30 protein-coding genes and 1 riboswitch are annotated in these 26569 nt (G+C 48.9%); of the genes, 22 read left to right on the forward strand and 8 right to left on the reverse strand.

Annotated elements, in window-relative coordinates; all coding sequences use genetic code 11:
* Nucleotides 1-14 precede the first annotated feature (14 nt).
* The 4 genes from AC3RCI_RS02805 to AC3RCI_RS02820 all read left to right on the forward strand — a co-directional run bounded on the left by AC3RCI_RS02805 (nucleotide 15) and on the right by AC3RCI_RS02820 (nucleotide 2687).
* Nucleotides 15-782: a hypothetical protein gene (locus AC3RCI_RS02805; protein WP_492527483.1), complete on the forward strand. Its 768-nt coding sequence runs from the start codon at nucleotides 15-17 to the stop codon at nucleotides 780-782.
* Nucleotides 783-844: 62 nt separating this feature from the next.
* Nucleotides 845-1021 carry a hypothetical protein gene (locus tag AC3RCI_RS02810; RefSeq protein WP_164764301.1) on the forward strand — a complete coding sequence of 59 codons (177 nt, stop codon included), beginning with the start codon at nucleotides 845-847 and terminating at the stop codon, nucleotides 1019-1021.
* 81 nt (nucleotides 1022-1102) lie between these two features.
* A complete protein-coding gene (locus tag AC3RCI_RS02815; RefSeq protein ID WP_492527484.1) occupies nucleotides 1103-2068 on the forward strand; it encodes a M15 family metallopeptidase in 966 nt (321 codons plus the stop codon).
* Nucleotides 2069-2285: 217 nt separating this feature from the next.
* Nucleotides 2286-2687 carry a RidA family protein gene (locus AC3RCI_RS02820; RefSeq protein WP_336783696.1) on the forward strand — a complete coding sequence of 134 codons (402 nt, stop codon included), beginning with the start codon at nucleotides 2286-2288 and terminating at the stop codon, nucleotides 2685-2687.
* A gap of 136 nt (nucleotides 2688-2823) precedes the next feature.
* On the opposite strand, the gene AC3RCI_RS02825 is transcribed toward AC3RCI_RS02820, so the two are convergent.
* Nucleotides 2824-3900, reverse strand: coding sequence for a copper amine oxidase N-terminal domain-containing protein (locus AC3RCI_RS02825; RefSeq protein WP_336783695.1), 1077 nt, complete (start codon nucleotides 3898-3900; stop codon nucleotides 2824-2826).
* A 284-nt stretch (nucleotides 3901-4184) separates the two neighbouring features.
* Here AC3RCI_RS02825 and AC3RCI_RS02830 point away from each other — a divergent pair, with 284 nt between their 5' ends.
* Together AC3RCI_RS02830 and AC3RCI_RS02835 are read left to right on the forward strand one after the other, a co-directional pair.
* The gene (locus AC3RCI_RS02830) at nucleotides 4185-4661 is read left to right on the forward strand and encodes a GNAT family N-acetyltransferase (RefSeq protein ID WP_127539222.1); all 477 of its coding nucleotides are present in this window, start codon (nucleotides 4185-4187) and stop codon (nucleotides 4659-4661) included.
* 42 nt (nucleotides 4662-4703) lie between these two features.
* The gene (locus AC3RCI_RS02835; RefSeq protein ID WP_336783694.1) at nucleotides 4704-5774 is read left to right on the forward strand and encodes a Gfo/Idh/MocA family protein; all 1071 of its coding nucleotides are present in this window, start codon (nucleotides 4704-4706) and stop codon (nucleotides 5772-5774) included.
* A gap of 85 nt (nucleotides 5775-5859) precedes the next feature.
* On the opposite strand, the gene AC3RCI_RS02840 is transcribed toward AC3RCI_RS02835, so the two are convergent.
* From AC3RCI_RS02840 to AC3RCI_RS02850, 3 genes are all read right to left on the reverse strand, one after another.
* A complete protein-coding gene (locus AC3RCI_RS02840; protein ID WP_492527485.1) occupies nucleotides 5860-6228 on the reverse strand; it encodes a hypothetical protein in 369 nt (122 codons plus the stop codon).
* Between the two features lie 98 nt (nucleotides 6229-6326).
* Nucleotides 6327-6641 (reverse strand): hypothetical protein, encoded by a 315-nt coding sequence (locus tag AC3RCI_RS02845; protein WP_492527486.1) that lies wholly within the window; start codon nucleotides 6639-6641, stop codon nucleotides 6327-6329.
* 205 nt (nucleotides 6642-6846) lie between these two features.
* Nucleotides 6847-9423 carry a UvrD-helicase domain-containing protein gene (locus tag AC3RCI_RS02850; RefSeq protein ID WP_492527487.1) on the reverse strand — a complete coding sequence of 859 codons (2577 nt, stop codon included), beginning with the start codon at nucleotides 9421-9423 and terminating at the stop codon, nucleotides 6847-6849.
* A 338-nt stretch (nucleotides 9424-9761) separates the two neighbouring features.
* On the opposite strand from AC3RCI_RS02850, the gene AC3RCI_RS02855 reads away from it, so the two are divergent.
* Nucleotides 9762-10556, forward strand: a complete 795-nt coding sequence (locus AC3RCI_RS02855) for a zinc ribbon domain-containing protein (protein ID WP_154896613.1) — start codon at nucleotides 9762-9764, stop codon at nucleotides 10554-10556.
* A gap of 67 nt (nucleotides 10557-10623) precedes the next feature.
* Nucleotides 10624-11421, forward strand: a complete 798-nt coding sequence (locus AC3RCI_RS02860) for a TrmB family transcriptional regulator (RefSeq protein ID WP_492527488.1) — start codon at nucleotides 10624-10626, stop codon at nucleotides 11419-11421.
* A 250-nt stretch (nucleotides 11422-11671) separates the two neighbouring features.
* Here the strand turns inward: AC3RCI_RS02860 and AC3RCI_RS02865 are convergent, their stop codons facing one another.
* Nucleotides 11672-12331: an NUDIX hydrolase gene (locus AC3RCI_RS02865; RefSeq protein ID WP_492527489.1), complete on the reverse strand. Its 660-nt coding sequence runs from the start codon at nucleotides 12329-12331 to the stop codon at nucleotides 11672-11674.
* An 80-nt stretch (nucleotides 12332-12411) separates the two neighbouring features.
* On the opposite strand from AC3RCI_RS02865, the gene AC3RCI_RS02870 reads away from it, so the two are divergent.
* On the forward strand, nucleotides 12412-12714 hold the full coding sequence (locus AC3RCI_RS02870) for a hypothetical protein (protein WP_095291879.1): 303 nt from the start codon (nucleotides 12412-12414) through the stop codon (nucleotides 12712-12714).
* A gap of 153 nt (nucleotides 12715-12867) precedes the next feature.
* Here the strand turns inward: AC3RCI_RS02870 and mscL are convergent, their stop codons facing one another.
* The gene (gene mscL, locus AC3RCI_RS02875; RefSeq protein WP_095291881.1) at nucleotides 12868-13362 is read right to left on the reverse strand and encodes a large conductance mechanosensitive channel protein MscL; all 495 of its coding nucleotides are present in this window, start codon (nucleotides 13360-13362) and stop codon (nucleotides 12868-12870) included.
* A gap of 244 nt (nucleotides 13363-13606) precedes the next feature.
* Nucleotides 13607-13706: riboswitch (purine riboswitch) on the forward strand.
* 249 nt (nucleotides 13707-13955) lie between these two features.
* On the opposite strand from mscL, the gene AC3RCI_RS02880 reads away from it, so the two are divergent.
* Together AC3RCI_RS02880 and AC3RCI_RS02885 are read left to right on the forward strand one after the other, a co-directional pair.
* Nucleotides 13956-14543 (forward strand): xanthine phosphoribosyltransferase, encoded by a 588-nt coding sequence (locus AC3RCI_RS02880; protein WP_336783687.1) that lies wholly within the window; start codon nucleotides 13956-13958, stop codon nucleotides 14541-14543.
* 1 nt (nucleotide 14544) lies between these two features.
* The gene (locus AC3RCI_RS02885) at nucleotides 14545-15906 is read left to right on the forward strand and encodes a nucleobase:cation symporter-2 family protein (protein WP_095291884.1); all 1362 of its coding nucleotides are present in this window, start codon (nucleotides 14545-14547) and stop codon (nucleotides 15904-15906) included.
* 191 nt (nucleotides 15907-16097) lie between these two features.
* Here the strand turns inward: AC3RCI_RS02885 and AC3RCI_RS02890 are convergent, their stop codons facing one another.
* Together AC3RCI_RS02890 and AC3RCI_RS02895 are read right to left on the reverse strand one after the other, a co-directional pair.
* Nucleotides 16098-16436 (reverse strand): DUF4870 domain-containing protein, encoded by a 339-nt coding sequence (locus tag AC3RCI_RS02890; RefSeq protein ID WP_336783686.1) that lies wholly within the window; start codon nucleotides 16434-16436, stop codon nucleotides 16098-16100.
* 243 nt (nucleotides 16437-16679) lie between these two features.
* Nucleotides 16680-16961, reverse strand: a complete 282-nt coding sequence (locus AC3RCI_RS02895) for a transposase (protein ID WP_095291887.1) — start codon at nucleotides 16959-16961, stop codon at nucleotides 16680-16682.
* 398 nt (nucleotides 16962-17359) lie between these two features.
* Here AC3RCI_RS02895 and AC3RCI_RS02900 point away from each other — a divergent pair, with 398 nt between their 5' ends.
* The 11 genes from AC3RCI_RS02900 (at nucleotide 17360) to AC3RCI_RS02950 (ending at nucleotide 26563) form a co-directional block, all read left to right on the forward strand.
* Entirely contained in the window at nucleotides 17360-17548 is a 189-nt protein-coding gene (locus AC3RCI_RS02900; protein WP_017690840.1) for a hypothetical protein, read from the forward strand.
* Nucleotides 17549-17740: 192 nt separating this feature from the next.
* Nucleotides 17741-18502 carry a type I methionyl aminopeptidase gene (gene map, locus AC3RCI_RS02905; protein WP_095361486.1) on the forward strand — a complete coding sequence of 254 codons (762 nt, stop codon included), beginning with the start codon at nucleotides 17741-17743 and terminating at the stop codon, nucleotides 18500-18502.
* A gap of 583 nt (nucleotides 18503-19085) precedes the next feature.
* Nucleotides 19086-20138, forward strand: a complete 1053-nt coding sequence (coxB, locus tag AC3RCI_RS02910; protein WP_095361485.1) for a cytochrome c oxidase subunit II — start codon at nucleotides 19086-19088, stop codon at nucleotides 20136-20138.
* Nucleotides 20139-20209: 71 nt separating this feature from the next.
* Nucleotides 20210-22060, forward strand: coding sequence for a cytochrome c oxidase subunit I (gene ctaD / locus AC3RCI_RS02915; protein WP_419720066.1), 1851 nt, complete (start codon nucleotides 20210-20212; stop codon nucleotides 22058-22060).
* Entirely contained in the window at nucleotides 22057-22683 is a 627-nt protein-coding gene (locus AC3RCI_RS02920; RefSeq protein ID WP_095291892.1) for a cytochrome (ubi)quinol oxidase subunit III, read from the forward strand. Before ctaD ends, AC3RCI_RS02920 begins: the two co-directional genes overlap by 4 nt.
* A gap of 3 nt (nucleotides 22684-22686) precedes the next feature.
* The gene (locus tag AC3RCI_RS02925) at nucleotides 22687-23007 is read left to right on the forward strand and encodes a cytochrome C oxidase subunit IV family protein (RefSeq protein ID WP_095291893.1); all 321 of its coding nucleotides are present in this window, start codon (nucleotides 22687-22689) and stop codon (nucleotides 23005-23007) included.
* Nucleotides 23008-23114: 107 nt separating this feature from the next.
* A complete protein-coding gene (ctaG, locus tag AC3RCI_RS02930) occupies nucleotides 23115-24035 on the forward strand; it encodes a cytochrome c oxidase assembly factor CtaG (RefSeq protein ID WP_492527490.1) in 921 nt (306 codons plus the stop codon).
* Nucleotides 24036-24071: 36 nt separating this feature from the next.
* Nucleotides 24072-24536: a DUF420 domain-containing protein gene (locus AC3RCI_RS02935; RefSeq protein WP_154896621.1), complete on the forward strand. Its 465-nt coding sequence runs from the start codon at nucleotides 24072-24074 to the stop codon at nucleotides 24534-24536.
* Nucleotides 24537-24649: 113 nt separating this feature from the next.
* Nucleotides 24650-25021, forward strand: a complete 372-nt coding sequence (locus AC3RCI_RS02940) for a hypothetical protein (RefSeq protein ID WP_127539234.1) — start codon at nucleotides 24650-24652, stop codon at nucleotides 25019-25021.
* A gap of 342 nt (nucleotides 25022-25363) precedes the next feature.
* Complete coding sequence (locus tag AC3RCI_RS02945) at nucleotides 25364-26077, forward strand: hypothetical protein (protein ID WP_154896622.1); 714 nt, start codon at nucleotides 25364-25366, stop codon at nucleotides 26075-26077.
* An 87-nt stretch (nucleotides 26078-26164) separates the two neighbouring features.
* Nucleotides 26165-26563: a GntR family transcriptional regulator gene (locus AC3RCI_RS02950; RefSeq protein WP_336783882.1), complete on the forward strand. Its 399-nt coding sequence runs from the start codon at nucleotides 26165-26167 to the stop codon at nucleotides 26561-26563.
* The last annotated feature ends 6 nt before the right edge of the window (nucleotides 26564-26569 follow it).

Here is a 26569-nt window from a genome sequence, read left to right on the forward strand (position 1 = left end):
GAAGGGGGAAGGTTATGAGCGAAAAGTGGAATGTGGAGCTGCATATGTCCCCCGGTGGATGGACAGCGGGGGTAAGTCAAGCTGCGGAGGCGCGTCAGAACGCATCAGCAGCCGCGGAGCAGGCTGGAACAGCTGCCAGCCTGTTCACGGTAACAGGTACGCTGCCGCAGCTCAGCGAAGAGGCTCGCGAGGCCGTGCTGGCCCAGCTGCGCAATCGGCCGCTGGCCCTGTACGCGCTGCTTCGCGGCGGCCCGGCCCCGGCGGAGCTCGCGGGGCTGCTGCCTGCTGCACCGGCCGCTGCGGCATGCACCTGCGGCCGCGCAGACTGCGCGCATGCTGTGGCTGCGGAGCACGCCATCGCTGCGCGCTTCGCGGCCGAGCCGCTGCTGCAGCTGGCGCACGCCGGCCTGCCGCGCGAAGCGCTGCTCGCCGGCGTGCTTGGATCATGGGCAGAGGAACTGGCCCATGATCCAAGCGGCGCGGGCCGCGCAGCGGAAACGGCGGGCCGCCCGCAGGCACGGGGCGGCGAAGGCGGCGCTGCCGTCGGCGAGTGGATCGCCGAGGCTGCCGCAGACGGTGCCATGCACCAGCCAGGCCCCGGCTTCGGCGCGGTGCAGGTGCGGCTGGCGCAGCCGGGCAAGCCCCCGGCAACGCCGGAACTAGCCGCGCTGCTGCCGGGAGTACCCGTGGCAGCAGGTCTGACCATGATTCGCGAGCGTGTAGCTGCGCGGATCTGGCAGGCTGTCCAGAAGAAGAAGGACAGCCCGGCAACCAAATCATAACAGGCATGAAGCGGGGGAGATCTTGGATCACCCTCGCTTATTTGTCTGTGTGAGATGGCCTTATGGCGAGCATGGTTGGAAAGGATATCAATCCTGACTTTAATCTGGATCTGCTGATTAAACGTTGGGATGATGCCCTAAAAGTCCGAAAAATGGCCGTATATGCCGTGCGACCCTTTTCACATGAAGGCTATTCCCTGCCAGTAAGCTTGGAGCGGTGGAGCTCCACTGCAATTTGATGTATACTGTCGCAGGGGATGAAATGCCCCGAAGCGTATTTTATTTTTTTTAATGATTATATTGCGATAGGAGTTTTTTAGATGAAATCACGAACAGGAAGACAGCGCCATATGGCGGTATTGCTGTCCTCGCTTATGATATGCGGAGCATTGCTGTCCGCCTGCCAGGATGGCTCGGGATCAGAGGAAAGTCAGGATCTGAACGCAGCAGGCAATATGCAGCAGGAAACAGACGGAACTACCGTTCATTTAACCGAGGACACAGGGGATGACGGCGACAAGACAAACGGCAGCGAGACGGATCAGCCATCATCTGGTGAGAACGGGGATTCCGGCAATGCTTCTGCGGGTGAAGAGCAGGACTCTTCAGATGCTGGCAATGAGACAAATGCGGGTGACCCTCTGCTGGAGAAACGAAGCATTAGTGCGATGCAAAATACGATTGACAGTCAATCCGTTGTTACCAATGCAGAGTCCATGACGGTTATCGTGAACAAGCAGCGCAGCCTGCCGGAAGGCTATGAGCCAGACGATTTGGTAGAGCCGAATGTGCCATTTTCCTTCGATGGTCCTCACGAGAAGCGCCACATGCGGAAGGAAGCTGCAGAAGCGCTGGAGAAGCTGTTTGCAGGAGCTGAGGCGGACGGCATTGAGCTGCGCGCGGTGTCTGGATACCGTTCATATGAACGCCAGGTTTCCATCTATAACAACAATGTGCAGACCAAAGGACAAGAATATACAGATCGTGTGAGCTCTAAGCCGGGCAGAAGTGAACATCAGACGGGTCTTGCGATCGACGTATCCAGCCCGAGTGTAGGTAATGCCCTGGAAGAAGTGTTTGGCACCTCGAAAGAAGGCGAGTGGCTGGCAGAACATGCTGCAGACTATGGCTTCGTTATCCGCTACCTTAAGGGTGAGGAAGACATTACGGGTTACGTCTACGAGCCTTGGCATATCCGGTATGTCGGAACCGATCTGGCTCCGGACATTGTGAAGAGCGGGTTAACCCTTGAAGAATACTTTGATGAGGCTAATATTAAACTGTAAGCCGAATGTGCAGCGTATTTAGTTTGTGCTTGAATACCTAAATGAAAAAAAAGTCCTGTAAACGTGTCTGGTTGTGCAGCAGCTGGTTATGTACACGGGACTTTTTTTCGTGCATTTATAACTTCCAATTACCTAATTTCTGGTACCTGGATTGAATCCGGCCTGTTATAATGCAGAGATTATCCAATAAAAGACAAGCAGAGCAAGGGAGGACACAATGAGTAAACAGCAGGTATTTACCGGTTCACCATGGGAACCACTTGTGGGTTATTGCCGGGCCATCCGGGTAGGAAACCGGATAGAGGTGGCAGGAACGACAGCCATGCAGGACGGTGTTGTAGTGGGAGCGGGTGACCCATACGCTCAGACCAGATTTGTTTTGCAAACGATTGAGAAGGCGCTCAATGAACTGGGAGCAGACTTGTCGCATGTGATAAGAACCCGCATGTTCGTGACGGATATCTCCCGCTGGGAGGAAGTTGGCAAGGCCCACGGCGAATTCTTTGGGCAGATCCAGCCTGTAGCCACTATGGTTGAGGTGAGTGCACTCATTGATCCCCTGTTAATGGTTGAGATTGAAGTTGAAGCCATTATTGAAAGTGATCCAGAAGCCCAATAAACAAAGGCTACATAGCAAGAACGGAAAATAACCTTATCCCATGTCTGTAAAAGAACAGACCGGGTAAGGTTATTTTTTGCAATGGGAAGGTTATAGGTTTAATTGGTCTAATTTAATCAACCTGTGACACTCCTGCTTATTGAAACGGCACAATCTCTGCACCCGAAGTATCCACGACCACTTTCCAGGCATTTCCGATCGGAGGCAGGCTGCGAGTCAGCATCGGACTATAGAATCCAATGACTTTCGCGTCTTTCGTCAGTTCCTCTGCTTTGATGGCCTCACCTTTTTGGTTGACCAGCTTGGTATCTTCCGAAATGTTGAGGATGACATGGTCAGGCGATGTTTCGGTCAAGCGAATGCCCGAAATTTCGATTTGAGTCCCTTGTTCTTTCGTAGTTCTTACATTTTCAATGGTACCCGAAGTACCCAGAACATCTTCCGATTTCGTAACGGATTCCTTAGCAACGGTATCCACAACAGTCACTTCGTAGGTCGGTGTTTGCGGTGGAAGACTCATGGTCATGATGGGTGCGTGCACAGCTTCTACGGTCATGCCAATGGTCAGATCAGTAAGTTCGATCTCCTTGCCATCTGCTGACTTGATGACTGTATCCTCGCCCAGATTAAGTACCAGACCTTCAGTGCCTGCGCCACCAATATGAATGGATGGATACTTCGTATCCGGGTTCATGCCAGTAATGACACCACGCTCCGTAACTTCTTTCACGTCCTCTTCATTTGTAATTGTGACTTGGTTACCCGTTGTATTTACTTGGGTATGTAGTACCTTTTCTGCAAAAGAAGCGGGTACAAACATTTTACCATCGGTGATTTGAGGGGCAGTTCCCAGTGTAAGCAGCATTTTGTTGATGGAATACTGATCCTTGTCTGCCATGACCAGTGTCCAAAGGTTACCTTTTGTCAGCTCAGCCGACTTGTTCTCTTTGTTCCACTTCAACTCAATACCCAGTGCATCCGTAAGATCACGCAGTGCGATCATGGCTTCCTTGCCGTCCTTATTCCAATAGCCATCAGCTATACCAGTGCCGTTCACGGACACTTTTACAGCTTCAGACAATGAATGATCTACAGTTACGGAAGTTTGATTCGCGGACGGTGTAGTGTCCAGTGTTGCTGCGTATGCTGCACCTCCGCTTAGGGCCAAGGAGAGGACCATTAGGGCACTTACTTTTTTCATGTTGTTGTTCATTGCTGCTCATCCCTTCTAATCTTGGTTATATCGCGGTAAACTCCTAATTAGGGCCGCGCTTATTCTTATAGACGGGACAACTTGGTAAATTGTTGCACCTGAATACTCGGTCATGTAAGTGGCGTGTCAGCTTATTATTTGCAGCATGTGGCAATTTGCAGGTTACAGGCAACGGGATACGGTTAAATTTCAGGTGAGTGGTACAACCTGTGATCCGCTTCCTGTTCGCTTCGTTGTTTGAAAAGAAAGCATTATCACATTCAATGAGGAGAGGAATGGATTAAATGAGCGATATGTTGGTAGCACTCTACGATTTACCGGAGCAGGAGAGTGGTTTGAAAAAACTGGAGCAATCCTCCATCGTCATCCGAAGAGCCATCGCCCCGGAGAAGCAGCTCGTGCTGGATTGGGTTGGATTGCATTTTAGCCAGCCTTGGGTAGATGAGTGTGATGTATCCTTTGCACGCCAGCCCGTATCCTGTTATATTGCCCTCGAACATGGAAAAATGATTGGCTTCGCCTGTTACGAAGCGACATGCCGCAATTTTTTCGGCCCAACAGGGGTGAATCAGGATGCACGGGGCAAAGGTGTGGGCACAGCGTTGCTGCTCGCTTGCATGCACGCCATGAAGGCAGATGGATATGGCTATGCGATCATTGGATCGGCAGGGCCAGTGGATTTTTATGCCCGAACGCTCGGTGCTGTGAAGATCGAAAATTCTACACCGGGTATTTACAGAGGTATGCTGCGGGCAGACTAGAGAGATCATGAAGCTTCCGGAAAAAGGGAAGGGAGGACAAAGATGAGTACAAGCAAAATGCTGCACATCGGAATGATCGGCACCGGATCCATCTCGGATCTGCATATGAGGTGCTATGCCAAAAACGAGAATGCTGTCATCTATGCCATCTGTGATCTGAACGAACAGCGTGCAACAGCTGCGGCTCAGAAATATGATGCACAGTCCGTCTACACCGATTATAGGGAAATGCTAAAGGACCCGCACGTGGATGCAGTCAGCATCTGTACATGGAACAATACGCATGCCGAATTTGCCATCGCGGCACTGGAAGCGGGTAAGCATGTGCTGCTGGAGAAGCCTGTGGCAACAAATGTGGAAGATGCCTTACGAATCGAGGAAGCCGTGAAGAAAAGCGGCTGTACCTTCATCGTTGGATTTGTGCGGCGCTACGACAACAATATGCAGATGCTGCGGAAATTTATCGATGCAGGGGAGTTTGGTCAATTGTATTATGCCAAGGCATCCATACTTCGCCGTCTGGGCAATCCCGGAGGCTGGTTCGCGGACAAGAACCGCTCTGGTGGAGGTCCTCTGATTGATCTGGGCGTACATATCATCGACCAATGCTGGTACCTCATGGGCCGCCCGAAACCTGTTTCGGTAAGTGGGAACACCTATCGGAAGCTGGGCAATCGTGCTCATATCGAAGACCTTTCTTTCTACAAGGCAGCAGATTACAGTTCCGCCGTGAATAACGTAGAAGATATGGCAAACGCACTGATTCGCTTCGAGAATGGAGCTTCGCTCGCAGTGGATGTGAGCTTTACCTTGCATGCTCGCGGGGAGGAATCCTATGTCAAATTGTACGGTGAACGTGGAGGCTTTGAAGTTGAACCTGAGACACTGATTGTCACGGAAAAACACAACACCATCCTGAATATCGAGCCGCAGACAGATCATACAGGGCTGCATATTCATAGTGCATTCCAGAATCAGATTGATCACTTTGTGGACTGCTGCTTAAACGGGACCGGACCGATCAGCCCGATTGCGGACGGGGTAGCTTCTACCAGGATGTTATGCGGAATCTATGAGTCTGCTGAGAAAGGGCAGGAGATTCGTCTGGATTAATTTTATCGCAGCGTTTGATGGAGTGTTCCAATCACACAAAAGCATGCGGGTCCGCATCGTGCGGCATCGCATGCTTTTGACTGTGTCATTTGTTCATTGGAGAGTTCTCATACCCGGGGTCATCGTAGTCCGTATCCTGCAGCCTTGGCAGCACATTCATGCTCTCAATCGCTTGCCGGGTATCAGGAGTTCCGTGGTCGTACAGGAAACTGTACAGCAATGTCATACCATCCGAAAACTGTTCGGTTGCTTCATCGTGATCTGCTGATTTGTAGGGTACAGGCGCGCGCTGCAGTGTATAGGCATCGTCGTCCTCCAGCACTTTCATCAAGTCTTTCAGCCGATTTAACTGTTCATCATCCACCACAACTTCAAATGGTGTTGATTCATTCTGAGTCTGTTCAATGAGGTTATGAGTTACGGATACAAAATAATGCGTTTTACGCTCCTGCATAATCCAACCTCCATTCTAAAATGGAAAAAAGACGCTTCTACTGTTAATAAACAGCAGCAAGCGCCCTGAAACGAGCACAGCTGTTCACCCGTGCCTATTCATGAGACTGCTCGATTACAATTCCCCATCCATTCCCCTTTGCCTTCCAACCGACCCTGTTCGAAAAAATCGATCCCGTCTACAGTAATGCAAACGGCAACCTGTTCAGGTTCATTGCTTACGGGGGTGGCAACAATGTACCCTCTGTCCAACAGATAAGTAATTGCCCTGTGTTTCTCTATGTGATCTTGCTGATAGAACCTTTCTTTGGGTGCAATATAGGCAGGGTTTTCTGTGAACCAGATATCATAAAGCTCATGTAAAATATCATAGCGCTCCTGGATCCGCTCTCTAATTGCAATCTCCAATTCCATAAGGCACCTCTTTCGTTTCGATTAATCAGTATCATTTAACTTAAGTTTATATTGTAACAACACGGATTGAATCAAGATTGTTCCCATCCAGAAATTTATCTTGTCATCATGACATAAAAAAGCCTATCCACCAATAAACCATGGTGGATAGGCTTTGCTGCCAATCTGGCATTTTATCTAGATTTCATGCCGCTTAAGTAGCAGCTTATCGCCCTGTCCGTCCAGTTACAGGCACCTCGCGTTTTCCAGCTTCCATGGACCCTGAACACAGGGGGCATGGCGGCGGTCCGACTGCTGCCCGTTTAGCTGCTTTTGCAGAAGGTACGGCGGGTTTCTGACGAAGCCATGCCTTACAGGTAGATGAACTGCATTTCCAGATCGCTACCGTCTCTGTGCGTTCAGAACGTCCTGAGGACGATGATCCTGAACTGGATGAAGCTGAGGCAACCTGATTTCCCTGACGAACACCTGTTGTGCTGAACGCCTTATGGTTGCGAATTTGTCCGCTGCCACGACGTTCACTGAGGCGATCCTCGTCACGTTCGTTGTGCACGTCATGGTCACGATCACTATAACTGATTGCACGACGATGTACCACATTCCGGCCCTCGGAACGAGTACCAGAGCGGGCAGATTGTCCATTGCCTTTGCCATATGAAGCTGAATGGCCTGTTCGGCTATCGTCGCGTTCTTTGCGTTTGTCTGGTACCTCCAGCCCGAAGGCTTCGAGCAAAAAGCGGGATACGTCTGCCGGTTTCCCGTGATGACTGGCAGGAGAAGTGACGTATAAGTACTTTTTCGCCCTTGTAATCGCAACATAAGCGAGCCGTCGTTCTTCTTCCAGAGCCATATCCAGCTCCGCATCGGTCTGTTGAACTGCCAGAGCTGCCTTTTGATCTTCAGGGATATCCTGCCGCAGTGCTGTACTGTGAGGCACGATGCCCTCGCTGGCACCGATCCAGTACACGCATGGGAATTCAAGTCCCTTGGCCCGGTGGATGGTCATCAGCTGCACTGCATCGCTGTCCTGGGAGCGGCGCAGGGATTCCATTTCACGGTGTCTGCGGGAGAGCTCATCGGCAAACTCTATAAACGCTTCTACCGTTTCGAACTTTTTGGCTGCAGCTTCGAATTCGTCCAGTGTCTCCAGCATCGTTTCCTTGTAGTGGGTGAAGATGCTGGGATCGCCGCTTTCCATATATTTGTCGTAAAACTGGCGACGCATTTCCTGGATGGCGATGACCGGTTTCATTTTGTGCAGCGACTTGATCAGCTTGATGCGTTCCTTAACCTGTTCCTGCTGGAAGGGCTTGAGCTTGTCCCATTTGGCCAGATGGATCAGCGGATACTTTTTGGCTTGCTGCTGTTCGCTGCGCTGAATCCACTCGAGCCCGGCATCACGGGATACGTACAGTGGTCCAAGTGCACTTGGGAGAGCATCTACAGCGCGTGGATTGAGGGAAAGGCGCATATGATCCATCAGGGGCCTGATGAGGGACTGGTCGTAGAATACCGGGGAAGCCCCATGCTGAACAAACGGCACATCTTTCAATACCAGCTGCTCAAATACGGCCCGGCTGCTGCTGGCTGTTCGGTGCAGAATCGCAACATCGCGATAGGTGTGCATCCCTTCCTCAACCTGCTGACAGATCTGGTTCACCACCCAGGCTGCTTCCTCCTCTGCGTTCGAAGGCGTGGCGAAGCGTGGTGCGTCTCCGCGGTGACCGGCTGCACGCAGCTGCTTATCCCGTCTTCGCTTGTTGCGGGCCACCAGTTCACTGCCAAGTCCGAGGATGCGTGCATCACTGCGGTAATTAATATCCAGCGTCACGATGCGTGCCCCGGGGTAAACTTTATCGAATTCAAGAATAGATTCCTGGCGCGCTCCATTGAACGTATAGATCGTCTGGTCGTCGTCACCCACTACCATCAGGTTGCGATGGGCCGAAGCGAGCTTTTGCACAATTTCATACTGCAGTTTATTCGTATCCTGGAACTCATCGACCATGATGTACTGAAAACGCTGCTGAAGCGGCTTCAGCACGGCGGGATCACGAAGCAGGACAGCAGCCCGCAGCAATATATCGTCGAAATCCATCTTGTTACGCTCTCGTTTCCAGTTCTCGTAACCGAGGAGGACCCGTTTGGCATCACGTTCCTCCTGCGATTTATCAGGAAGGTCGGTCGTTTCGGAGCCCTGCATCTTCCATGCAGACAGCATGGACAGCAGACTTTCGGGTTGGAAGGCCTCACTCATGCCGTATTGCCGCAGAAGCATTTTGATAACGGTATGCTGGGCACGTGGTTCCCCAAAGATCTCTTCCTGTACACCGTAATGACGCAGCAGTGTCAGGGCGAAGGAATGGAACGTGCGAGCCTGTACTGCTTGTGCGGCTGCTGGGCGAATACCTGGCAGTGATGCAATCCGGTCTTTCATCTCGGCAGCGGCCTTGTTGGTAAATGTCACGAGCAGGATACTGCCTGCATGAACGCCGCTGACTTCCATGAGATAACCGGCTCTGGCTGCCAGTACGGTCGTTTTGCCGCACCCGGCTCCGGCGAGAGTCAGCAGGGGACCTTTGCCGTGACGGACGGCTGATATTTGTGGCCCGTTCAGACGGATGCCTGCCTCTTCCAGTGAGCGGAAATAAGGCGCATCCTGATGATCATCGCCCACGAGCTGCCGACTGGTCTCCAGTGGAGCAGACGGGGACTGGGGCAGGGATGCCGCCGGAGTGACACCGAGCGGACGGGCGTAGAACGTTGAGTTCGGACTTAACATGTTTCATCCACCTCTATATGCATTCAGGGATAGGACTATCCCGCTTAAAAGTAAACCATTTGCCCTTTTCACAATCACAATGTAAATTGGTATGATAGAGTTAGTCGCCTACATCGGCGGTTATGTCGGGCCAAAGCTTCATTATACCCGAACGTATGGTCCTGACGAAAGCCCCCGAATTCATCCAACATCGGCAGAAAACGGGCACTCACGCGCGTATGCGCAACTTTTTGGCATGATATCGTATAAGTTATATACTATGAAAATTAAAAATTAAAGAACAAATTGCAGTTGAACCCGAAGGGTTCAACGTCTGACGGGACAGAGGAGGAGATGTCATGAAATTGCTTCAACGAATCAAGAACGGAGCGAACAAAGCAACGGAGCGTGCACAGCATGCTGTTGAGATTGGGAAAATAAACAATCAAATCGTGGGCTTGCAGCAGGAACAGGAAGTCCATTTTACAGATATGGGTCGCATCTTCTATGAGGGTTACCGTGCACAGGATATGACGCGCGCCGAAAAAGAAATGGTTGATCTGTCACACCTGTGCGATGAACTGCAGGATGAGATTGATGGTTTGCGCAGCAAAATTGCCGAACTCAAAAATGAGCGGTTGTGCGAATGCGGGCACGTTGCTTCACTGGATGCGAATTTCTGTCCGAAATGCGGACGTAAACTGGGTGAATTCAAGTCTGCAGCATCAACTGCAGGTCCGGCATCTGTGCGGCAAGAAGCGGCAGTGGCTCAAAGTGCGGAACGCCCTTTCTATGAGGAAACGACAACAATTCAAGATGAAGCGGATGAAACTGAACCTTATCATACGGTAATTCCGTCCATCGCAGATCTGGAGACCGAATCCGAATATAACAGTACCGAATTCACGCAGGAGGAGAAGGAGGCTTTTGATGCAGAATGGGAACGCCGCCGGGAAGAAGAGATGCTGCGTGAACGGGAAAGGCAGCAGGAACTCGATGAACGTATCCGTTACTGGAAAGAGAATAATCCGATCGTAAACACGGTTGACGTACAGACTGAAGTACCACGGGAGATGGTGAAATGCCAGATTTGTGCATCCGAGCTGCCCAAAGGCTCCAAATGGTGCCCGCGCTGTGGTGCGGAACAGATCTGATGCAGTAGAACCACTGCCGCAGTAAGATAGGGCAGTGTGGTTGCTGACAGCATGGGGGGACGGGAATATGGACCAACTGCTGCATCATCTGAATCATCTCGGGTTTACCGAGATGGAATCCAAAATTATGGTGGAACTCGCGCGCCAAGGTTCGGCCTCCGGCTATGAGGTTGCGAAGCGCCTCGGCGTGTCCCGTTCCAATGTGTATTCCACCTTGCAGCGGCTCTCACAGCGCGGATTTCTGCGCTGCAGTGCCGGAGAACCTGCGAAGTACAGTGTGCTGAAGCCCGAGGAGATGACTCAAATGATCTCCGGGCAAATGCGTGCTTCTCTTGAGTATGTACAGAGCAGCATGCCACAGCATGAACCTGAGAAACCGGTCTTTTACAATATCGAAGGGGACAAAAACGTATTTGATAACCTGAGCCGTGAGCTGGCAGAGGCCAAACACGAGATTGTCGTGGATGTTTGGCGTGAGGAAGCCGAATTGCTGCATGATCTCCTGAAAAAGGCAGAGGATCGCGGTGTTAGGCTGTTATGGTCATGTGATGGTGGCGAGGGGATATTGGATCAGCCTGCACCTTGGCCTGGCCATCCTCTGTACGGTAAAGGAAACGGGAGAAAGTTCTCTATTGTCGTAGATCGGCGCTGGTGCATGCTGGGGATGCGCGGGGAATCCTGTGCAACTCAGGCTGTTGTAACAGAACATCCCGTCATGACAGGATTGCTGCTGAATCATTTTGCGCAGGAATTGGTATTGTACGAGCTGGAACAGGATATGGGCGAGGATCTGGAATCCCGCTATGGACGCCGTTTTGAACAGCTGTCCGCACGTTATTGGTCTGTTCCTGCGGCAGGAGATTAAGGTTTGGCCAAAGGTATTGAGGCATCTGCCTTGATTAAGCTGGAACAGAGCGATATTTTAAGACTTTAATCTATATTGAAACAGAGCAGGCGCTGCCTTATGGCAGTCGCCTGTTTTGCGTTTTGAAGTAAATCAGTGATGTTCATCACGGCATCGATGCCCTGTTGAGTTAGAGTTAAGGTATGAAGTTATACCAATTATGAGAAACTGGAATTATAAGTACAGGACTCGATTTTGGGTAAATGATGAATCAGCCTTTGGGCACGTGATATAGAGCTTCGAGTACGCCAGTGTAATACGCTGTCCCATGTGGGACGAACTCGGAAGCATGGATTGTGCGAGTATGACGTTCCGGAGCGGGATACGAAGAATCCAGGGTAGAAGTCTGTTCCGCATGTACTCCAGTGGCCTGAATCGTATCCGTTTCACCACGAAACAAGGCAAGCAGATCTTGTAGAGGCGCTTCATATAGGCTGTGCACTTCACTGGCCTGCAGGGTGTAAGCCTCGAGTGGCTGGTTGAGACATAGGCCGTATACCGAGCTGAATTCCCGGTCCATAAATGGTACACCGCGAACCTCGCCTTGCAGCTGCTGCTTGGCAGTGAGCAGGTAAGACAGGGATTCAAAAGGAGCATGTACGCCCAGTTCTTCCTCCAGTTCTCGACTTGCCTCCTCAAGCTGCTCACCCGCAGTGAGATGTCCCGCTGCTGTAATGTCGTAACAACCCGGGAAGGTATCCTTGATATCACGGCGACGCTGAAAAAGAACCATCCGTTGATCAATGTCATCACGAACGATCCAGCAATGGAATGAACGGTGCCAATAGCCTTTGGCGTGTACCACACTGCGAAGCTCTGTGCCGATCCAATTTTGCTGATCATCATAAATGTCGAAACGTTCTGGGGTCATGATACGTATCTCCTTATATAGCAAGTTTTAAAGTTCAAAATTTCACAAAGTGTGTTTTTAAATGAAAGGGGAACGAACGTATGGAATGCATTGTACACTTTCAGGTTATCTATCCGCAACCACAGGAACGTAAAAGTCTAAGAGGACTTATTTTTGTCGGGCAAGGTCAGGAACCGGCCAACAACCAGCTGACGACCATGTTTAAGGATATGGGATTCAATGTACGTCTCGAAGATGAAGCGCAATTGCTGTTTAAACCAGTAGATGCTTCGGCAAACTTTGAATATATTCGGGTAACCGAACTCGATACCGGGGAAGAAGTATACAAGGAAGATAAGGATCTGAAGTCGATTCTGGAGCATCTGCTGCCGCGTCGATTCTAGTCCGTAAGGAATGTAATAAGAGAGCATAAGTTTCAGCCTCCTTCACTTACTCTTGGTCATCATGAAAAAAAGGCCCCACCTCTAAGGTGAGACCTTTCATGTCGGAGCGATTTCCTTACATCAAAAGGGTCTAATCAGGAGTAAACCTGTTGACTAAGCGGGAGCGCCGCTGCCTTCTGCCTCCAGCTCTGAAGTACAATGTGAACAGCGGGTAGCTGCAGCCGGTATTTCGGATAGACAGTACTTGCAAGCCTTGGTTGTTTTTTTCGGCTCGGGCTTTTTGTGCTCTTTGCTTTTAATATAATTGACACCCTTGACGAGCATGAAAATGCAAAATGCAACAATGAGGAAATCAATAAGTATGTTTATAAATTGACCGTAGGCGATGACTGTAGCGCCTGCCTCATTGGCTTGAGCCAACGTTGTAATTTCCTGACCGCTCGCAGTAGTCATATCCCGGTCCAAATTAATGATTTTCTGACTGAAATCAATGCCTCCAAGCAGCTTCCCGACAGGGGGCATGATAATATCATTCACGAGGGACGTGACGATTTTACCAAAAGCAGCCCCGATGATGACACCGACTGCCAGGTCAATCACGTTGCCGCGTACGGCGAATTCCTTAAATTCCTTAAGTATGCCTTTCATCTCTGCAATCTCCTTTAATCAATAAATTCATAGTTTAGGCCGCGCATCCGTTATCATATTGTACAAAAAAAACACGCTCCAATCACCCCCTGTCTACAGATTAAGACATGTTTTCACAATTTCCATGAAAATACTTCTTTATTTCACGCCGCCAATTCGGTATACTTCTAACATTGTCAGTTACCTTTACACTTTTATATTCAGGTTCGCGATCATATATTGTAACGAATCTTGGAGCCAAAAATGAATTAAATATGCCGTTACTCGTATATGTGCAGGAATAGGCCTGCATGTCTCTACCCGATCACCGGAATGATCGGACTACGGGAAAGATCTGCATGATCGCTATGATTGGGCAACCTTATACAGGCAATGACTGAAGTTTTAAGCCTAGGGGTTACCATATTCGGATGTCCATTATATCCATGCGTACATGCAGCATTCAATACGGCTTGTCCTGATAAGTACAAGTCCGTCTTTTCCCGTCTCCGGTTTTTCCGCAGCGTGTGAAAAGGCGGGCTTTTTGCTTTTTTACCATCGGAGATGGACATGCTGGCAGGCTGTATAGAGGGCACACAGGGGGAAGAATCACGATGCAATTGTTAAAAGACAAAGTGAGACAGGAAGGAATCGTCCTGTCCGAGCAAGTACTCAAAGTGGATTCATTCCTGAATCACCAGATGGACCCGGTTCTCATGAAGGAAGTAGGCAAGGAATTCATCCGCCGGTTCGACGGAGAGAACATTACGCGGGTGCTTACCATTGAATCGTCCGGGATTGCACCGGGCATCATGACTGCACTGGAACTGAATGTGCCGCTGATTTTTGCACGGAAGCAGAAGTCGCTCACACTCACAGAAGACATTCTGGTTGAGAAGGTGTACTCATTCACGAAGCAGGAAACGAATGAAATTACGGTAGCCAAAAAGTTCATGAAGCCTGGCGATCGTGTGCTGATCATTGATGATTTTCTGGCGAATGGTGAGGCAGCCTTTGGTCTGGCGCGCATCGTTGAGCAGGTCGGAGCTGAAGTGGTTGGTATCGGGATCGTCATAGAGAAGGCATTCCAGCCGGGAGGCCGCTTGCTGCAAGAAGCTGGATACCGTGTGGAATCGTTGGTTCGCATTGGGGCTCTGTCGGATGGACAGGTTACATTTGCGGATGAGGAGGGCTCGAACTAATATGGCACGCGAGCGCATTTTCCAGAGGCATCGGCATCCCATCAAAACGTTCTCGCTCGGTCTGCAGCATGTCCTAGCGATGTACGCGGGAGCGGTAGTCGTACCACTTATCGTTAGTAATGCATTGGGCTTCACTCAGGAACAGCTGACGTATTTGATTGCCATTGACCTGCTGGCTTGCGGTGTGGCAACGCTGCTGCAGGTATGGGGTAATCGTTATTTTGGGGTGGGACTGCCGGTTATGCTCGGCTGTGCATTCCAGGCGGTATCTCCAATGATCTTGATTGGTCTGAACAGCGGGGTGTCTGCCATTTACGGGGCGGTCATCGCGTCAGGGATTTTTGTAGTGTTGTTCTCGGGGCTATTCGGTAAACTGATCCGCCTGTTTCCGCCGGTTGTGACAGGTTCAGTCGTGACCATAATTGGTCTGACACTGATTCCTGTAGCATTCAGAGACCTGGGAGGCGGTCAGGGAGCGGAAGACTTCGGAAGCGGGACGAATCTATTACTCGGCTTCGGCGTATTGGTGTTTATTATTCTTATGACTCGTTTCACGACAGGATTTATCCGTTCAATCGCCGTTCTGGTCGGTCTTCTTGCCGGTACGGTAGCAGCCGGATTTATGGGTGAGGTTAATTTTGCCCCGATTCGTGAAGCAAGCTGGTTCCATGTGGTGAAGCCATTTTACTTTGGTACGCCAACGTTTGAGATTGTTCCCATTCTGACGATGATCCTGGTGGCCATTGTGAGCGTAGCTGAATCGACAGGTGTATTTATGGCTCTAGGCAAAATTTTGGACAAGGATTTGTCTTCCAAGGATTTGGCCCGGGGGTATCGAGCGGAAGGGCTAGCAATCGTACTTGGAGGGATTTTCAACTCGTTCCCATATACCACCTATTCACAAAATGTAGGGCTTGTACAGATGACCCGTGTTAAAACTCGGGATGTTATCGTGGTAGCAGGCGGACTGCTGGTCGTGATCGGATTCGTACCGAAAATTGCTGCACTCGCACAGCTTGTACCTGGTTCTGTGCTGGGCGGAGCGATGGTGGCACTGTTCGGGATGGTCGTTTCATCCGGTATTCGCATCATTGGCAGCCAGGTCGATCTGAATCGGCATGAGAACCTGTTTATCATTGCTTGTTCCGTAGGCATGGGCTTGGGTGTCACGGTTGTGCCTGAGCTGTTCGCGGGTGCACCGGACTGGGCACAGATTATGCTGGGTAACGGAATCATTGCCGGCAGCTTTACCGCCATCTTTATGAATTTGCTATTTAATGGCCTCGGTACGAAGGCGACAGCTGCAAAAATGGCTGAGAAGCAGGCAGATGCGATTCTTGGAGAGACGGAGAAATCAGCATAAATATGTAGATGTGGTGAGGTGGTATCCGGAATGGATGCTATGTTAACTTACAAAATGAATAAGTTACGTGATGAATGAATGAAGTTAATGGCATGATTAATTCACGGAATAAATGTTATACCACCTTAACATCCGGATCGCTGCACGAGAGCAGTGATTCGGATGTTTTTGTTTTATTTTAGGAGTAAATGCTACAGATGTCTCATCTGTTTCTCTGCAAAATCCCCTACCCAAGGCAGTTTCAGCCATTTTCCCTGCAAGCTGGTGACGACCATGATAATCCAAACGACGACTCCCAGCAGTGATAATAAGGATGCGACCAGAGGTCCGAATAGAGGCAGAAATGCCGACAATACATGGCCGATCATAATAATGCCAAAGACCGTAACGGATTGAAGAGCGTGAAACAGTACAAACCGGCTGCGTTTCTCCACTGCCAGGAAGACGATTCCACCTATAAAGGTAAACAGATAACAGAGCATGCCGGCGATATTCTCATCCAGACCGCTTGAGGATTTCATGGGGGACATCCGGTCCAGCCTCCTTTGTCCTTTTTTTATACGTTATGAAGAAGGTGGACAGAACTGAACCGGGTTTAATAACGAATGTTACGAGATAAAGCATAAGACACGGAAAACTTATGGGCGCCATAGGAGTAAAGGCGGGTTAGACCGTGCAATCGACTTATATGGAAAACAAGGGCGCACCAGCCATAGGTAATGGCGTGATGTGCCCCGGTCAGTTTGCGAGATATTCAACAGGCTTAAACGAATCTAAAGATCTTTTCGTTGAAAGTTTCTGCGTGGAGAAGTAACTTTGCCGATTTTATCGGTATCGTTCTCTTTGGGTACCAGACGTTCGTCCGTGCGGCCCTCGTGATGATTCTCAAACATGAACTCGGTCAGCTTCCATTCCGATTTGCCCAGAACCGGATCAGCCGGGAAATGTTGACCACGGTGCAAATGTTCCTCGCGACCCGCTTCATTGATGTAAACTCCGTCGACTTCCACCTTTTCATGCGAAAGGGGCAGCATATCCTGTTCTTTGCGGTCCATGAAACAGCGCCTCCTTTGATACCAGTAATTTAACTGTATGAGTTGTCCGTGATAATATCCCCCGAATAGTTCCGTGTTATGCTGGATAGAATTAATTCCGTACAGAAGGGTCATATTCATAAAATATGATTCGGAATTAAACTTTTTGGGCGTAAAAACCGTTATAAATAATAAGCAAAATCGTCAAGTCGTAACATACTCCCGAATATGCTACAATAAGATTATGATTCAAACTGAATCATATCGGGTATTTATAGTGTCAGGTACTTGCTTTCAGCGAGGTTCCCGACCTAAAGCTTGCTTTAAGCCGCGCACACAACTTCATGGATGGCATTTAAGACTTATTCGGCGTTCTCTAAACGGAGCATTCACTTTCAACGTTTTGGGAGGGAATTACAATGGCAACGAAAGGTCACAATGAGGTCAAAGAAAGTTTGAGGGAAATGACTCGGATTTTCCGTCCTAAGGATCCAAAAAAATTCGTGAAGGAGTACGTGAGAAAATACCGGATTACGGGTGGATATGAGGAAGAATTGACTTCTGTGGTCGAGCACGAGCTTGTCAAGATGGATTCTTCCGTGTCCTGAAACACATCATTGAATTATACTGTTCCGATATGAATAGAACCGTCTCCCGGGCGATATGCTCCGGCAGACGGTTTTTTTTGCTGTTCTGGGATTTACTCCTGGAATGAAAGGACATGAAGCATTGTGTCACTTTTGGGCTGTGTGGCATTTCTTCTGCATATACATGGAAGTACACATAGGCAGGAAGGATGAATGCATGTGGACCCTATTTTGAAAACGAGAGAAGAGATTGGCTACATGCGGGAAGCAGGCCGTATTCTGCGAAGCTGCCACGAGCATATTGAACAATGGCTTACCCCTGGCATAACCACAGGTGAGATTGACAGACGGGTAGAGGCATTTCTGGCCGAACGAGGGGCCACTCCGGAGCAAAAGGGATATAAGGGTTATCCGTATGCGACTTGTGCTTCAGTGAATGAAGTTGTCTGTCACGGCTTCCCGGATGAACGGGAATTGGTTGCTGGGGATGTTGTGACCATTGATATGGTGGTAAACAAGGATGGCTGGCTTGCTGACTCGGCATGGACTTACGGAATTGGCGAACAACGCAGATCCATTCGCAAGCTGATGAAACGCACAGAAAGGGCCCTCCACCGGGCTATAGCACAGGCTGTACCGGGAAATACGCTAGGGGATATCGGCAACGCGATTGAACGAACTGCAAGATTGTACCGCTATGGCATTGTTAAGCCGCTCATTGGTCATGGGATTGGGCAGTATATTCATGAACCACCCAACGTACTGCCTTATGGTAAACGCAGGACCGGCATGATGCTTACGGAAGGCATGGTTATTACAATTGAGCCCATATTTACGAGAGGCAGTTCAGGAGCCGTCTTCTGGGATGAAGATGGATGGACTGTCCGGACGGTCGACGGAACATGGGGAGTCCAGTATGAACATACAATTGCGATAACCCGAGATGGACCGCTTATACTAACCGATGGAACGTAAGTCCTTTGATAGGCTGGTAAGGTTTGTTCAAATGATCGTTTAGGAGTGAAGCCAACATACAGGGTCAGACGCCAAAGCCAGTTCATCGATGTGAATAGAACAGAGTGTAGGATTTGGCCCTGTAGAAGCTGGGAAAAATGGAAGCTGAGAAAAGCTCGTATTCTTTTGCATAATACTGCATGTTTTTCACGTGAGAAAAGTCACTGAGAATTCACGATAAATCGCCGAAATATGGCAAATATTTTCAAATTAAGAGGTTTACATTTATAACTGAAATCGTTTGCAAACTAAGTTGTGGTGCGGTTTTTATACATAAGTGAACAATTTGTGAACATGTGTCCAAAGATTGACAAAATCATACCCTCAACTTATATTTAATAAGTGATTGAACCATATAGAATGAATTGGAAGAATGCGCAGACATGCCCTTTGAAGGAAATGAAGGGGGTTCTGGAAGCGTTATTTTTGGAAGCGTTCTGTATGACGGACAGGATTATGCGGATCGGGCTGAAGTGACCTTATCAGGCTAAACTTCGAACGATAAACGTAATCTACGAAAATGTTAAAAAAGTGGGGTAGATCAATGATGAAACAGTGGCAGGTTGCAAAGCGAATTCTCCCCTTGCTGGCGGTGTTCTCTTTGCTGCTATCCGCATGCGGGCGGGAAGACTTGTCGGTAATGAAACCTCAGGGTCCTGTGGCACAAGGCCAATATGATCTGATGAAGCTGTCCATTGCGATTATGATCGTAGTGCTCATCATTGTATTTGCCATTGCTGCGTATGTGCTGATCCGGTTTCGCAGACGTGCCGGGCAGAATGAGGTTCCCGAACAAGTTGAAGGCAATTTCAAGCTGGAAGTGATTTGGACAGCCATTCCGCTATTGCTGGTTATTGTACTGGCTGTACCGACAGTTCAGACGATCTTTGCCCAAGGCGAAGATTTGTCCAAGGACAAAAATGCAATTCAGGTCAAAGTTACCTCACATCAGTATTGGTGGGAATTCACTTATCCTCAATATGATGTTACCACCTCTCAAGATCTCATCATTCCGACCGGCAAAAAAATCGCATTCGAATTGAAAACCGCGGACGTGCTTCACTCCTTCTGGGTGCCGTCACTTGCGGGCAAAATGGACACAAACCCGGATGGAACAGTAAACAGATTTAGTTTCTCGGCACCTAATGAAGGCGTTTACCGCGGGAAATGTGCGGAGCTATGCGGAAGGTCGCATGCCTTTATGGAATTCAAGGTAAAAGCAGTCAGCCAGGAATCCTTTGACAGATGGGTCAATGAGATGAAGGCACCGGCAGTGCTGCCGGAAGATACACAGCTTGCTGAAAAGTTCAAAACGAACTGCCTCTCTTGCCACGCCGTTGGCGATCAGGGCGGACCTGTTGCCCCGAATCTCACAGGAATCGGCGGCAAGGAAGCTGTCGCAGGTATTTTGCTGAACCAGCGTGAGGGACAGGAAGAAGGTAATCCGGTGCTGGATAACATGAAACAATGGCTCCATGATCCACAATCCGTGAAGCCAGGCAATACGATGCCGAATCCAAAAGATCTTGGCCTTACGGATGAAGAAATCGACGGAATTGCCGAATATCTAGCCAACTACAAATTGGACTATGAATAGAACAGCAAGGACGAAGAAGGGGGTACACTACCTTGGCTCATGCTCATAGCGTCAAGCGGTACAGGGGCTTGATGGATTGGATCACCACCGTCGATCACAAAAAGATTGCTATTCTTTATTTAATTGCAGGTGGATTGTTTTTCGGAATCGGCGGGATTGAAGCCATATTAATTCGGATTCAGCTGATGAAACCGATGAATGATTTTGTATCGGCTCAGGTCTTCAACGAATTGATTACGATGCATGGAACAACGATGATCTTCCTTGGTGTCATGCCAATCATATTTGCCATCATGAATGCTGTTGTTCCTTTGCAGATTGGTGCCCGGGACGTCGCCTTTCCATTTATTAATGCACTAGGATTCTGGACGTTCCTGTTTGGCGGACTGCTGCTGAACCTGAGCTGGATCATGGGCGGGGCGCCTGATGCAGGCTGGACGTCATACACGCCGCTCTCCAGTAGTGAGTACAGCGGAACCCATGGTGTGGACTTCTATACGATTGGTCTACAGATAGCTGGTCTAGGAACACTCATCGGCGGTATTAACTTTCTTGCCACGATCATTACGATGCGTGCACCCGGCATGTCCTATATGCGGATGCCGATGTTTACATGGACAACATTTATTACTTCAGCCATTATCCTTTTTGCATTCCCTGCCATCACGGTGGGATTAGTACTGTTGACGTTTGACCGTATTCTGGGAGCCAACTTTTTCGATGTCGCAAATGGTGGTAACCCGGTACTCTGGCAGCACATTTTCTGGATCTTCGGACACCCGGAAGTGTACATACTCATCTTGCCAGCGTTTGGAATTATCTCGGAAGTTATTCCGACCTTTGCACGCAAGAGATTGTTTGGTTACAGTTCCATGGTGTTTGCAACCATCCTGATTGCCTTCCTGGGATTCATGGTATGGGCACACCACATGTTCACAACGGGTCTCGGCAATGTGGCCAACGCACTCTTTTCGATATCAACCATGCTGATTGCCGTACCGACAGGGATCAAGATCTTTAACTGGCTCTTTACGATGTGGGGTGGACAGATCCGCTTTACGGCTGCGAACCTGTTTGCTGTCGGATTCGTTCCAACCTTCGTCATGGGTGGTGTCACCGGTGTCATGCTCGCATCTGCACCAGCTGATTTCCAGTTCCATGATACGTACTTTGTCGTAGCCCACTTCCACTACGTAATCGTTGGTGGCTTGGTTCTTGGATTGTTCTCGGGCCTGCATTACTGGTGGCCGAAGATGTTCGGTCGCGTTTTGAGCGAAACACTTGGTAAATGGACATTCTGGACATTCATGATCGGTTTCCAATTAACGTTCTTCGTGCAGCATTTCCTCGGTCTCATGGGGATGCAGCGCCGGATCGTTACATACTTGCCGAATCAGGACTTTGACCTGCTTAACCTGGTCAGCTCCGTTGGAGCATTCCTGATGGGTGTCGGGGTGATTATGTTCCTCGTGAACATCGTCATTACAACGAGAAAACCGGTGAATGCACCAAATGATCCGTGGGAAGATGGCCGTACGTTGGAATGGTCCATCCCGTCTCCGCCGCCGGAATATAACTTCAAACAGACTCCGCTTGTTCGCGGAATCGATGCATATTGGAAGGAAAAGATGGCAGGACACACGGAGATGACTCCTGCTGAACCGGTAGGTTCGATTCATATGCCATCTGCAACACCGCTGCCGTTTATCATGTCTGTCGGTATTTTCATTGCCGGACTGGGCCTGATGTTCAGCAAAGACGATTTTGGCAATGCCTTTATGAACGGACTTTTCAATAATTATATTGTGGTTATTATCGGCCTTCTGATTACATTCGGAGCGATGGCAATGCGTTCACTTTATGATGACCATGGCTGGCATATCGAGCCCGAGGATCAGGATGAGAAGGGGGTTAGAACATGACAACTTCACATGCCGAACCGGTAAGCGGCCAACTGCCGCATGAACCGGAGAAAGCAACGCTGGAGGGACGCAACAAGCTCATTGGCTTCTGGTTGTTCCTTGGCGGCGAGACGGTATTGTTCGGTACACTCTTCGCAACCTTCCTGGCTCTTCGTGGCCAGACGAATGAAGGGCCATCGGCGAACGAACTGTTCCATCTGCCGCTTGTGGCAGCAGCGACCTTCATACTCCTCGTCAGCAGTCTGACAAGTGTATTTGCGATCCAGGCCATGCATCGGGGCAACCGAAGTGCTTTGGCACTTTGGCTCGGAATCACGGTAGTGCTGGGCCTTGGATTCCTTGGTATTGAAATTTATGAGTTCTATGAATATGTGGTGCACAAAGAGTTCGGGATGACAACCAGTGCATTCAGCTCCGCTTTCTACACGCTGGTTGGATTCCATGGAGCCCACGTTGCATTCGGTATTCTGTGGATCGGACTTATTATCGGGCAGCTGTTCAGAAAAGGATTAACGGTCGTAACTGCACCAAAAGTATACGTCTCAGCAATGTATTGGCACTTTATTGACGTGGTCTGGGTGTTTATCTTTACGGTCGTCTACCTGCTCGGAAAGGTGGGTTAACACATGTCGGTACAGGATAAGAGTGATCAACAACCTGTGAAACATCGTCACCGGACAGAAGGACCGCAGAAGCATGTCGTTGTGTTTATATTCTCCATCATCCTGACACTCATTGCGTTTGCAGCCGTTAAGGCAGGGGGCGTCAATACATCCTTTACCATCATTCTATTGGTGGTTATGGCCATTCTTCAGGTTTTTGTCCAGCTGGGATACTGGATGCACATGAAGGATAAAGGCCATCTGATGCCCATCCTGTTTATGGCTTTCGGATTTTTCGTAGCATTCACGTGCATCATTATGGCACTCTATTGGGTTTGGTGGTAAATGAGATGGCGGCGGCGCAGTGCCGCCGTCTTTTCCCCTTTTAGGCGATGGAATGAAAAAGATGGTTTAAGGCTACAACCAAATCAGGTCACCGGGAGGTTTCCCGTATGCTCGGGTTGCAATACTTCAGTTTCAACGATTTATGGAGTCCCTTCATTCTTGCGTTATTTTTGCTCATTGCAGCTGTGTATCTGTTTATCGTAGGTCCGTTAAGTGAAAGGGTTACTGATGCAGAACCTGCTACCCCTGCACAGAAAATCATGTTTATTACGGGTCTGGCTGTGTTCTATCTTGCTCAGGCTGGGCCATTTAATTTGCTGGGGCACGTCATGTTCAGCTTTCACATGGTAAGCATGGCTCTGTCTTATCTGGTTGCTCCACCTTTATTGATGAAAGGGCTGCCTCTCTGGGTGTGGCGAAAGATCATTCAGTGGCTGCCAGCGCGGCAGTTATCCTTTTTAGCTCATCCGATTGTCGCGGCATTACTCTTTAATGGTTTATTTTCGCTGTATCATCTGCCCGTTGTCCATGACTATGTCATGCTGAATTTTACGGTTCACCGCCTGTATTACTTGGTTCTCTTTATAACCTCTATGCTCATGTGGTGGACACTTCTTAATCCGCTGCCGGAGGCAAGACAGGCGTCAGGGCTGTCGAAGATTGGATTTATCTTTCTTAATATGGTGCTGTTAACACCAGCCTGCGGCCTGATTATTTTTGCGTCCGAGCCATTATATGCAACGTATAGCAATCCGACTGTATGGGCGGAAGCAATGAGATATTGTGTGTCAGGGGACTCCTCGGCATTATTGCGTACATTCGGAGGTCCAGGTTTCTTTAACTTCCTGTCTTCTGCCAAAGAGGATCAGCAGGTGGGTGGTATTGTGATGAAGTTTATTCAGGAGGGTATCTTCGTATCCATGCTGGCATATGTTTTCTTTCAATGGTACCGCAAGGAAAAACGCGAAGATGATGATGATCCGTATCCTGTAGAACGTTCAGGTGGACCGCTTAATCCTGCAAAATAAGCCTTAGTTATGTTCAGACAAGAGGGGGAACACACGATGGATATGCATTTTTTGCTACCTACGATCAGTACTTCTTTCATTGTGATTAGCGCTGTACTAGTTGGGATCGGTTGGGTGTTAATCGTTCGCGGCAAAAAGGAGGCTCATCAGTCCATGATGATAGCGGGAGCTGTCGCGGCTCTGGTATTCTTTATCATCTACATGTCCCGAACGATATTTGTAGGAAATACTGCTTGGGGCGGTGATCCGGAGATGGAGATCTTCTATCGAATCTTTCTGATCTTTCATATTATTCTCGCCACAGCAGCTGCGGTCTTCGGTATCTCTACCCTGGTGCTGGGATTCAAGAAGAAATTTGCTACACATCGTCGCTGGGGACGATTTACATCCATGATCTGGTTCAGCAGTGCACTGACTGGCGTCATTGTGTATGTTTTATTATACCTCCTTTATCCTGGCGGGCATACACGTCCTGTGTGGGAAGTCATTCTTGGGGTGTAGATTAAAGATCGTTTCCTATGAAAATATGAAAAATGGATGAATCTATCGGTTGATTCGTCCATACCTTCTCTCACATCCGTTCATAGAATGAGATCGAGAGGGGGAAACAACAAATGAAAAAAACAGTCCAAGTCAGTCAAACGTATCCACGTCTCACGGTGTATTCAGAGGAGAATTACAGAGGGAGAAGCCGGATTTACCGTGGCAACACGGGTCTCCGCAACCTGGACAACATTCTGGGTGGGGTAGAGAGCCTGCGCTTTTTCTCAACAAGTTCGAATGCAACGCTGGTAGTGTTTACGAGACCAAATTTCCAAGGCGGATTCCGAGTCTTTCGAGGTAATACGAATCTGAGAGATCTGGATGATCTGATCCGGGGAAATGACGTGGAATCTCTGATCTCCACCAATCAACGTCTCACACTGGCTCAAATTCGTGCCATCCGCAGCAGTCGTAGTTTGCCAAGCGGCTACGATCTGGTTTAAAAGGTAGACCTCTTCTGCATACAGGTGCCGGAAAAATAAAAGAGCTGATTCCGATTTGTGTCCGCACAATATTGGAGTCAGCTCTCTTTTTTTGCCTGCACACCTTTAGTTCGTTCGAAGCAGTTGTTAAACAAACATCGTGGTAACTGCCCTAAGCCTGCCTTTCATACTCCATCATCTCAGTGTCCAAGGGAATAAATTCCTGTTATATTCCTGATTCAGGAAAAAAAGGGTTGACGGTACGAATTGAAGGTCTGTATACTGTGTATATTGATATATACAGTAAACACAGTGAACACAGCTTGCATAGTAAATGTGTGAGATGGAAAGGCAGGCAATGTTATGAATGATTGGAAGCAGGCTTGGTGGCTAACCCGCAGCGAATGGAGCAAGGATCGGTATCAGTGGGTATGGTCTGCACTGTTTATGATCTATGTTGGAGCTATGGGGGGTGTCATGTTATATGGACAGAGGGAGGAAAGTGCGCTTAACACGATTTCCGATTCCTACTTCTTGCTTATGATTCCATTTCAGGGATTCATCTTCTCCAGACGTTCTTTCCGCTACATACAGGAAGATTCGTATACACAGATGCTGACCTACTATCGCAGACTTCCCATCTCGGCAGAGACAGTCATGTGGGGACGCATTCAGCAGGCTTTGCTGGCCTTCATCTATAATGGAATATTCTACTATGGTGCGTTGTATGTCTCGGTGATGCATCTGGAAGAGTTTCGATGGGATCAGTATCTAGCCTTTGCCCTAACGTGTACAGGTTACGGGTTACTGATTACAGGGTTCTACATCTTTGGGGAATTTCTACACACAGGCAAAAAGTACTTGTTAATCAGCATGCTGTTTATACCCGTAATTGTCCTCATTGCGCTCTTCATTCGAATCATGGGTGGAAACGGATTGCAATATGCCGTAGAAATCAGCAAAACCTGGGGGTTATTATCACCATTTATGTGGGGCTCGCTAATATTGGGATTTGCGGTGTTGTGGTTGCTTAGTCGCTTAACACTAAGGAAGTTATCGAAGCGGGATTTAAGTTAAAGGTAAGTCAAATATAGAACGACATCGAGGATGACCGGCACTATCGTGCAAGTGAACTGAAGTGTACGGGAGGGTGAGGTGCAGGACTTGAATATACCGATTCAAATTAATGAAAATAGTGCTGAACCTTTATATCACCAAATTGAAAACCAACTAAGATCTTTAATTATAACGGGTCAATTGGGGGAGGGAACGCATTTGCCATCCATTCGCGAATTTGCAGGTTCGTTGAATTGCAGCGTGATTACTGTTCGCCGGGTTTACCAGGATCTGGAGAATGAAGGCTTACTTCGAACAAAGCAGGGTACGGGGACGTTTGTAGCCAAGGTTGATGCAGGAGATCGGGAGAACTACAAATTGACAGCAGCAAGAGAGGCATTGCAGGCAGCTGTGCAGTCTGGTAAATCCGTTGGATGCAGTGAAGAGGAAATGGCAGGATTGTTTCAAGAGATTTTGCAGTTGATCTACTATCCGAGTAAGGGGTGACCAAAC

The sequence above is a fragment of the Paenibacillus sp. MT124 genome (assembly GCF_058792755.1).

Coding starts and splice junctions, on each gene's coding strand:
- AC3RCI_RS02805 (WP_492527483.1), top strand. CDS start 15: ATGAGCGAAAAGTGGAATGTGGAGCTGCATATGTCCCCCGGTGGATGG.
- AC3RCI_RS02810 (WP_164764301.1), top strand. CDS start 845: ATGGCGAGCATGGTTGGAAAGGATATCAATCCTGACTTTAATCTGGAT.
- AC3RCI_RS02815 (WP_492527484.1), top strand. CDS start 1,103: ATGAAATCACGAACAGGAAGACAGCGCCATATGGCGGTATTGCTGTCC.
- AC3RCI_RS02820 (WP_336783696.1), top strand. CDS start 2,286: ATGAGTAAACAGCAGGTATTTACCGGTTCACCATGGGAACCACTTGTG.
- AC3RCI_RS02825 (WP_336783695.1), bottom strand. CDS start 3,900: ATGAACAACAACATGAAAAAAGTAAGTGCCCTAATGGTCCTCTCCTTG.
- AC3RCI_RS02830 (WP_127539222.1), top strand. CDS start 4,185: ATGAGCGATATGTTGGTAGCACTCTACGATTTACCGGAGCAGGAGAGT.
- AC3RCI_RS02835 (WP_336783694.1), top strand. CDS start 4,704: ATGAGTACAAGCAAAATGCTGCACATCGGAATGATCGGCACCGGATCC.
- AC3RCI_RS02840 (WP_492527485.1), bottom strand. CDS start 6,228: ATGCAGGAGCGTAAAACGCATTATTTTGTATCCGTAACTCATAACCTC.
- AC3RCI_RS02845 (WP_492527486.1), bottom strand. CDS start 6,641: ATGGAATTGGAGATTGCAATTAGAGAGCGGATCCAGGAGCGCTATGAT.
- AC3RCI_RS02850 (WP_492527487.1), bottom strand. CDS start 9,423: ATGTTAAGTCCGAACTCAACGTTCTACGCCCGTCCGCTCGGTGTCACT.
- AC3RCI_RS02855 (WP_154896613.1), top strand. CDS start 9,762: ATGAAATTGCTTCAACGAATCAAGAACGGAGCGAACAAAGCAACGGAG.
- AC3RCI_RS02860 (WP_492527488.1), top strand. CDS start 10,624: ATGGACCAACTGCTGCATCATCTGAATCATCTCGGGTTTACCGAGATG.
- AC3RCI_RS02865 (WP_492527489.1), bottom strand. CDS start 12,331: ATGACCCCAGAACGTTTCGACATTTATGATGATCAGCAAAATTGGATC.
- AC3RCI_RS02870 (WP_095291879.1), top strand. CDS start 12,412: ATGGAATGCATTGTACACTTTCAGGTTATCTATCCGCAACCACAGGAA.
- mscL (WP_095291881.1), bottom strand. CDS start 13,362: ATGAAAGGCATACTTAAGGAATTTAAGGAATTCGCCGTACGCGGCAAC.
- AC3RCI_RS02880 (WP_336783687.1), top strand. CDS start 13,956: ATGCAATTGTTAAAAGACAAAGTGAGACAGGAAGGAATCGTCCTGTCC.
- AC3RCI_RS02885 (WP_095291884.1), top strand. CDS start 14,545: ATGGCACGCGAGCGCATTTTCCAGAGGCATCGGCATCCCATCAAAACG.
- AC3RCI_RS02890 (WP_336783686.1), bottom strand. CDS start 16,436: ATGTCCCCCATGAAATCCTCAAGCGGTCTGGATGAGAATATCGCCGGC.
- AC3RCI_RS02895 (WP_095291887.1), bottom strand. CDS start 16,961: ATGGACCGCAAAGAACAGGATATGCTGCCCCTTTCGCATGAAAAGGTG.
- AC3RCI_RS02900 (WP_017690840.1), top strand. CDS start 17,360: ATGGCAACGAAAGGTCACAATGAGGTCAAAGAAAGTTTGAGGGAAATG.
- map (WP_095361486.1), top strand. CDS start 17,741: ATGCATGTGGACCCTATTTTGAAAACGAGAGAAGAGATTGGCTACATG.
- coxB (WP_095361485.1), top strand. CDS start 19,086: ATGATGAAACAGTGGCAGGTTGCAAAGCGAATTCTCCCCTTGCTGGCG.
- ctaD (WP_419720066.1), top strand. CDS start 20,210: ATGGATTGGATCACCACCGTCGATCACAAAAAGATTGCTATTCTTTAT.
- AC3RCI_RS02920 (WP_095291892.1), top strand. CDS start 22,057: ATGACAACTTCACATGCCGAACCGGTAAGCGGCCAACTGCCGCATGAA.
- AC3RCI_RS02925 (WP_095291893.1), top strand. CDS start 22,687: ATGTCGGTACAGGATAAGAGTGATCAACAACCTGTGAAACATCGTCAC.
- ctaG (WP_492527490.1), top strand. CDS start 23,115: ATGCTCGGGTTGCAATACTTCAGTTTCAACGATTTATGGAGTCCCTTC.
- AC3RCI_RS02935 (WP_154896621.1), top strand. CDS start 24,072: ATGGATATGCATTTTTTGCTACCTACGATCAGTACTTCTTTCATTGTG.
- AC3RCI_RS02940 (WP_127539234.1), top strand. CDS start 24,650: ATGAAAAAAACAGTCCAAGTCAGTCAAACGTATCCACGTCTCACGGTG.
- AC3RCI_RS02945 (WP_154896622.1), top strand. CDS start 25,364: ATGAATGATTGGAAGCAGGCTTGGTGGCTAACCCGCAGCGAATGGAGC.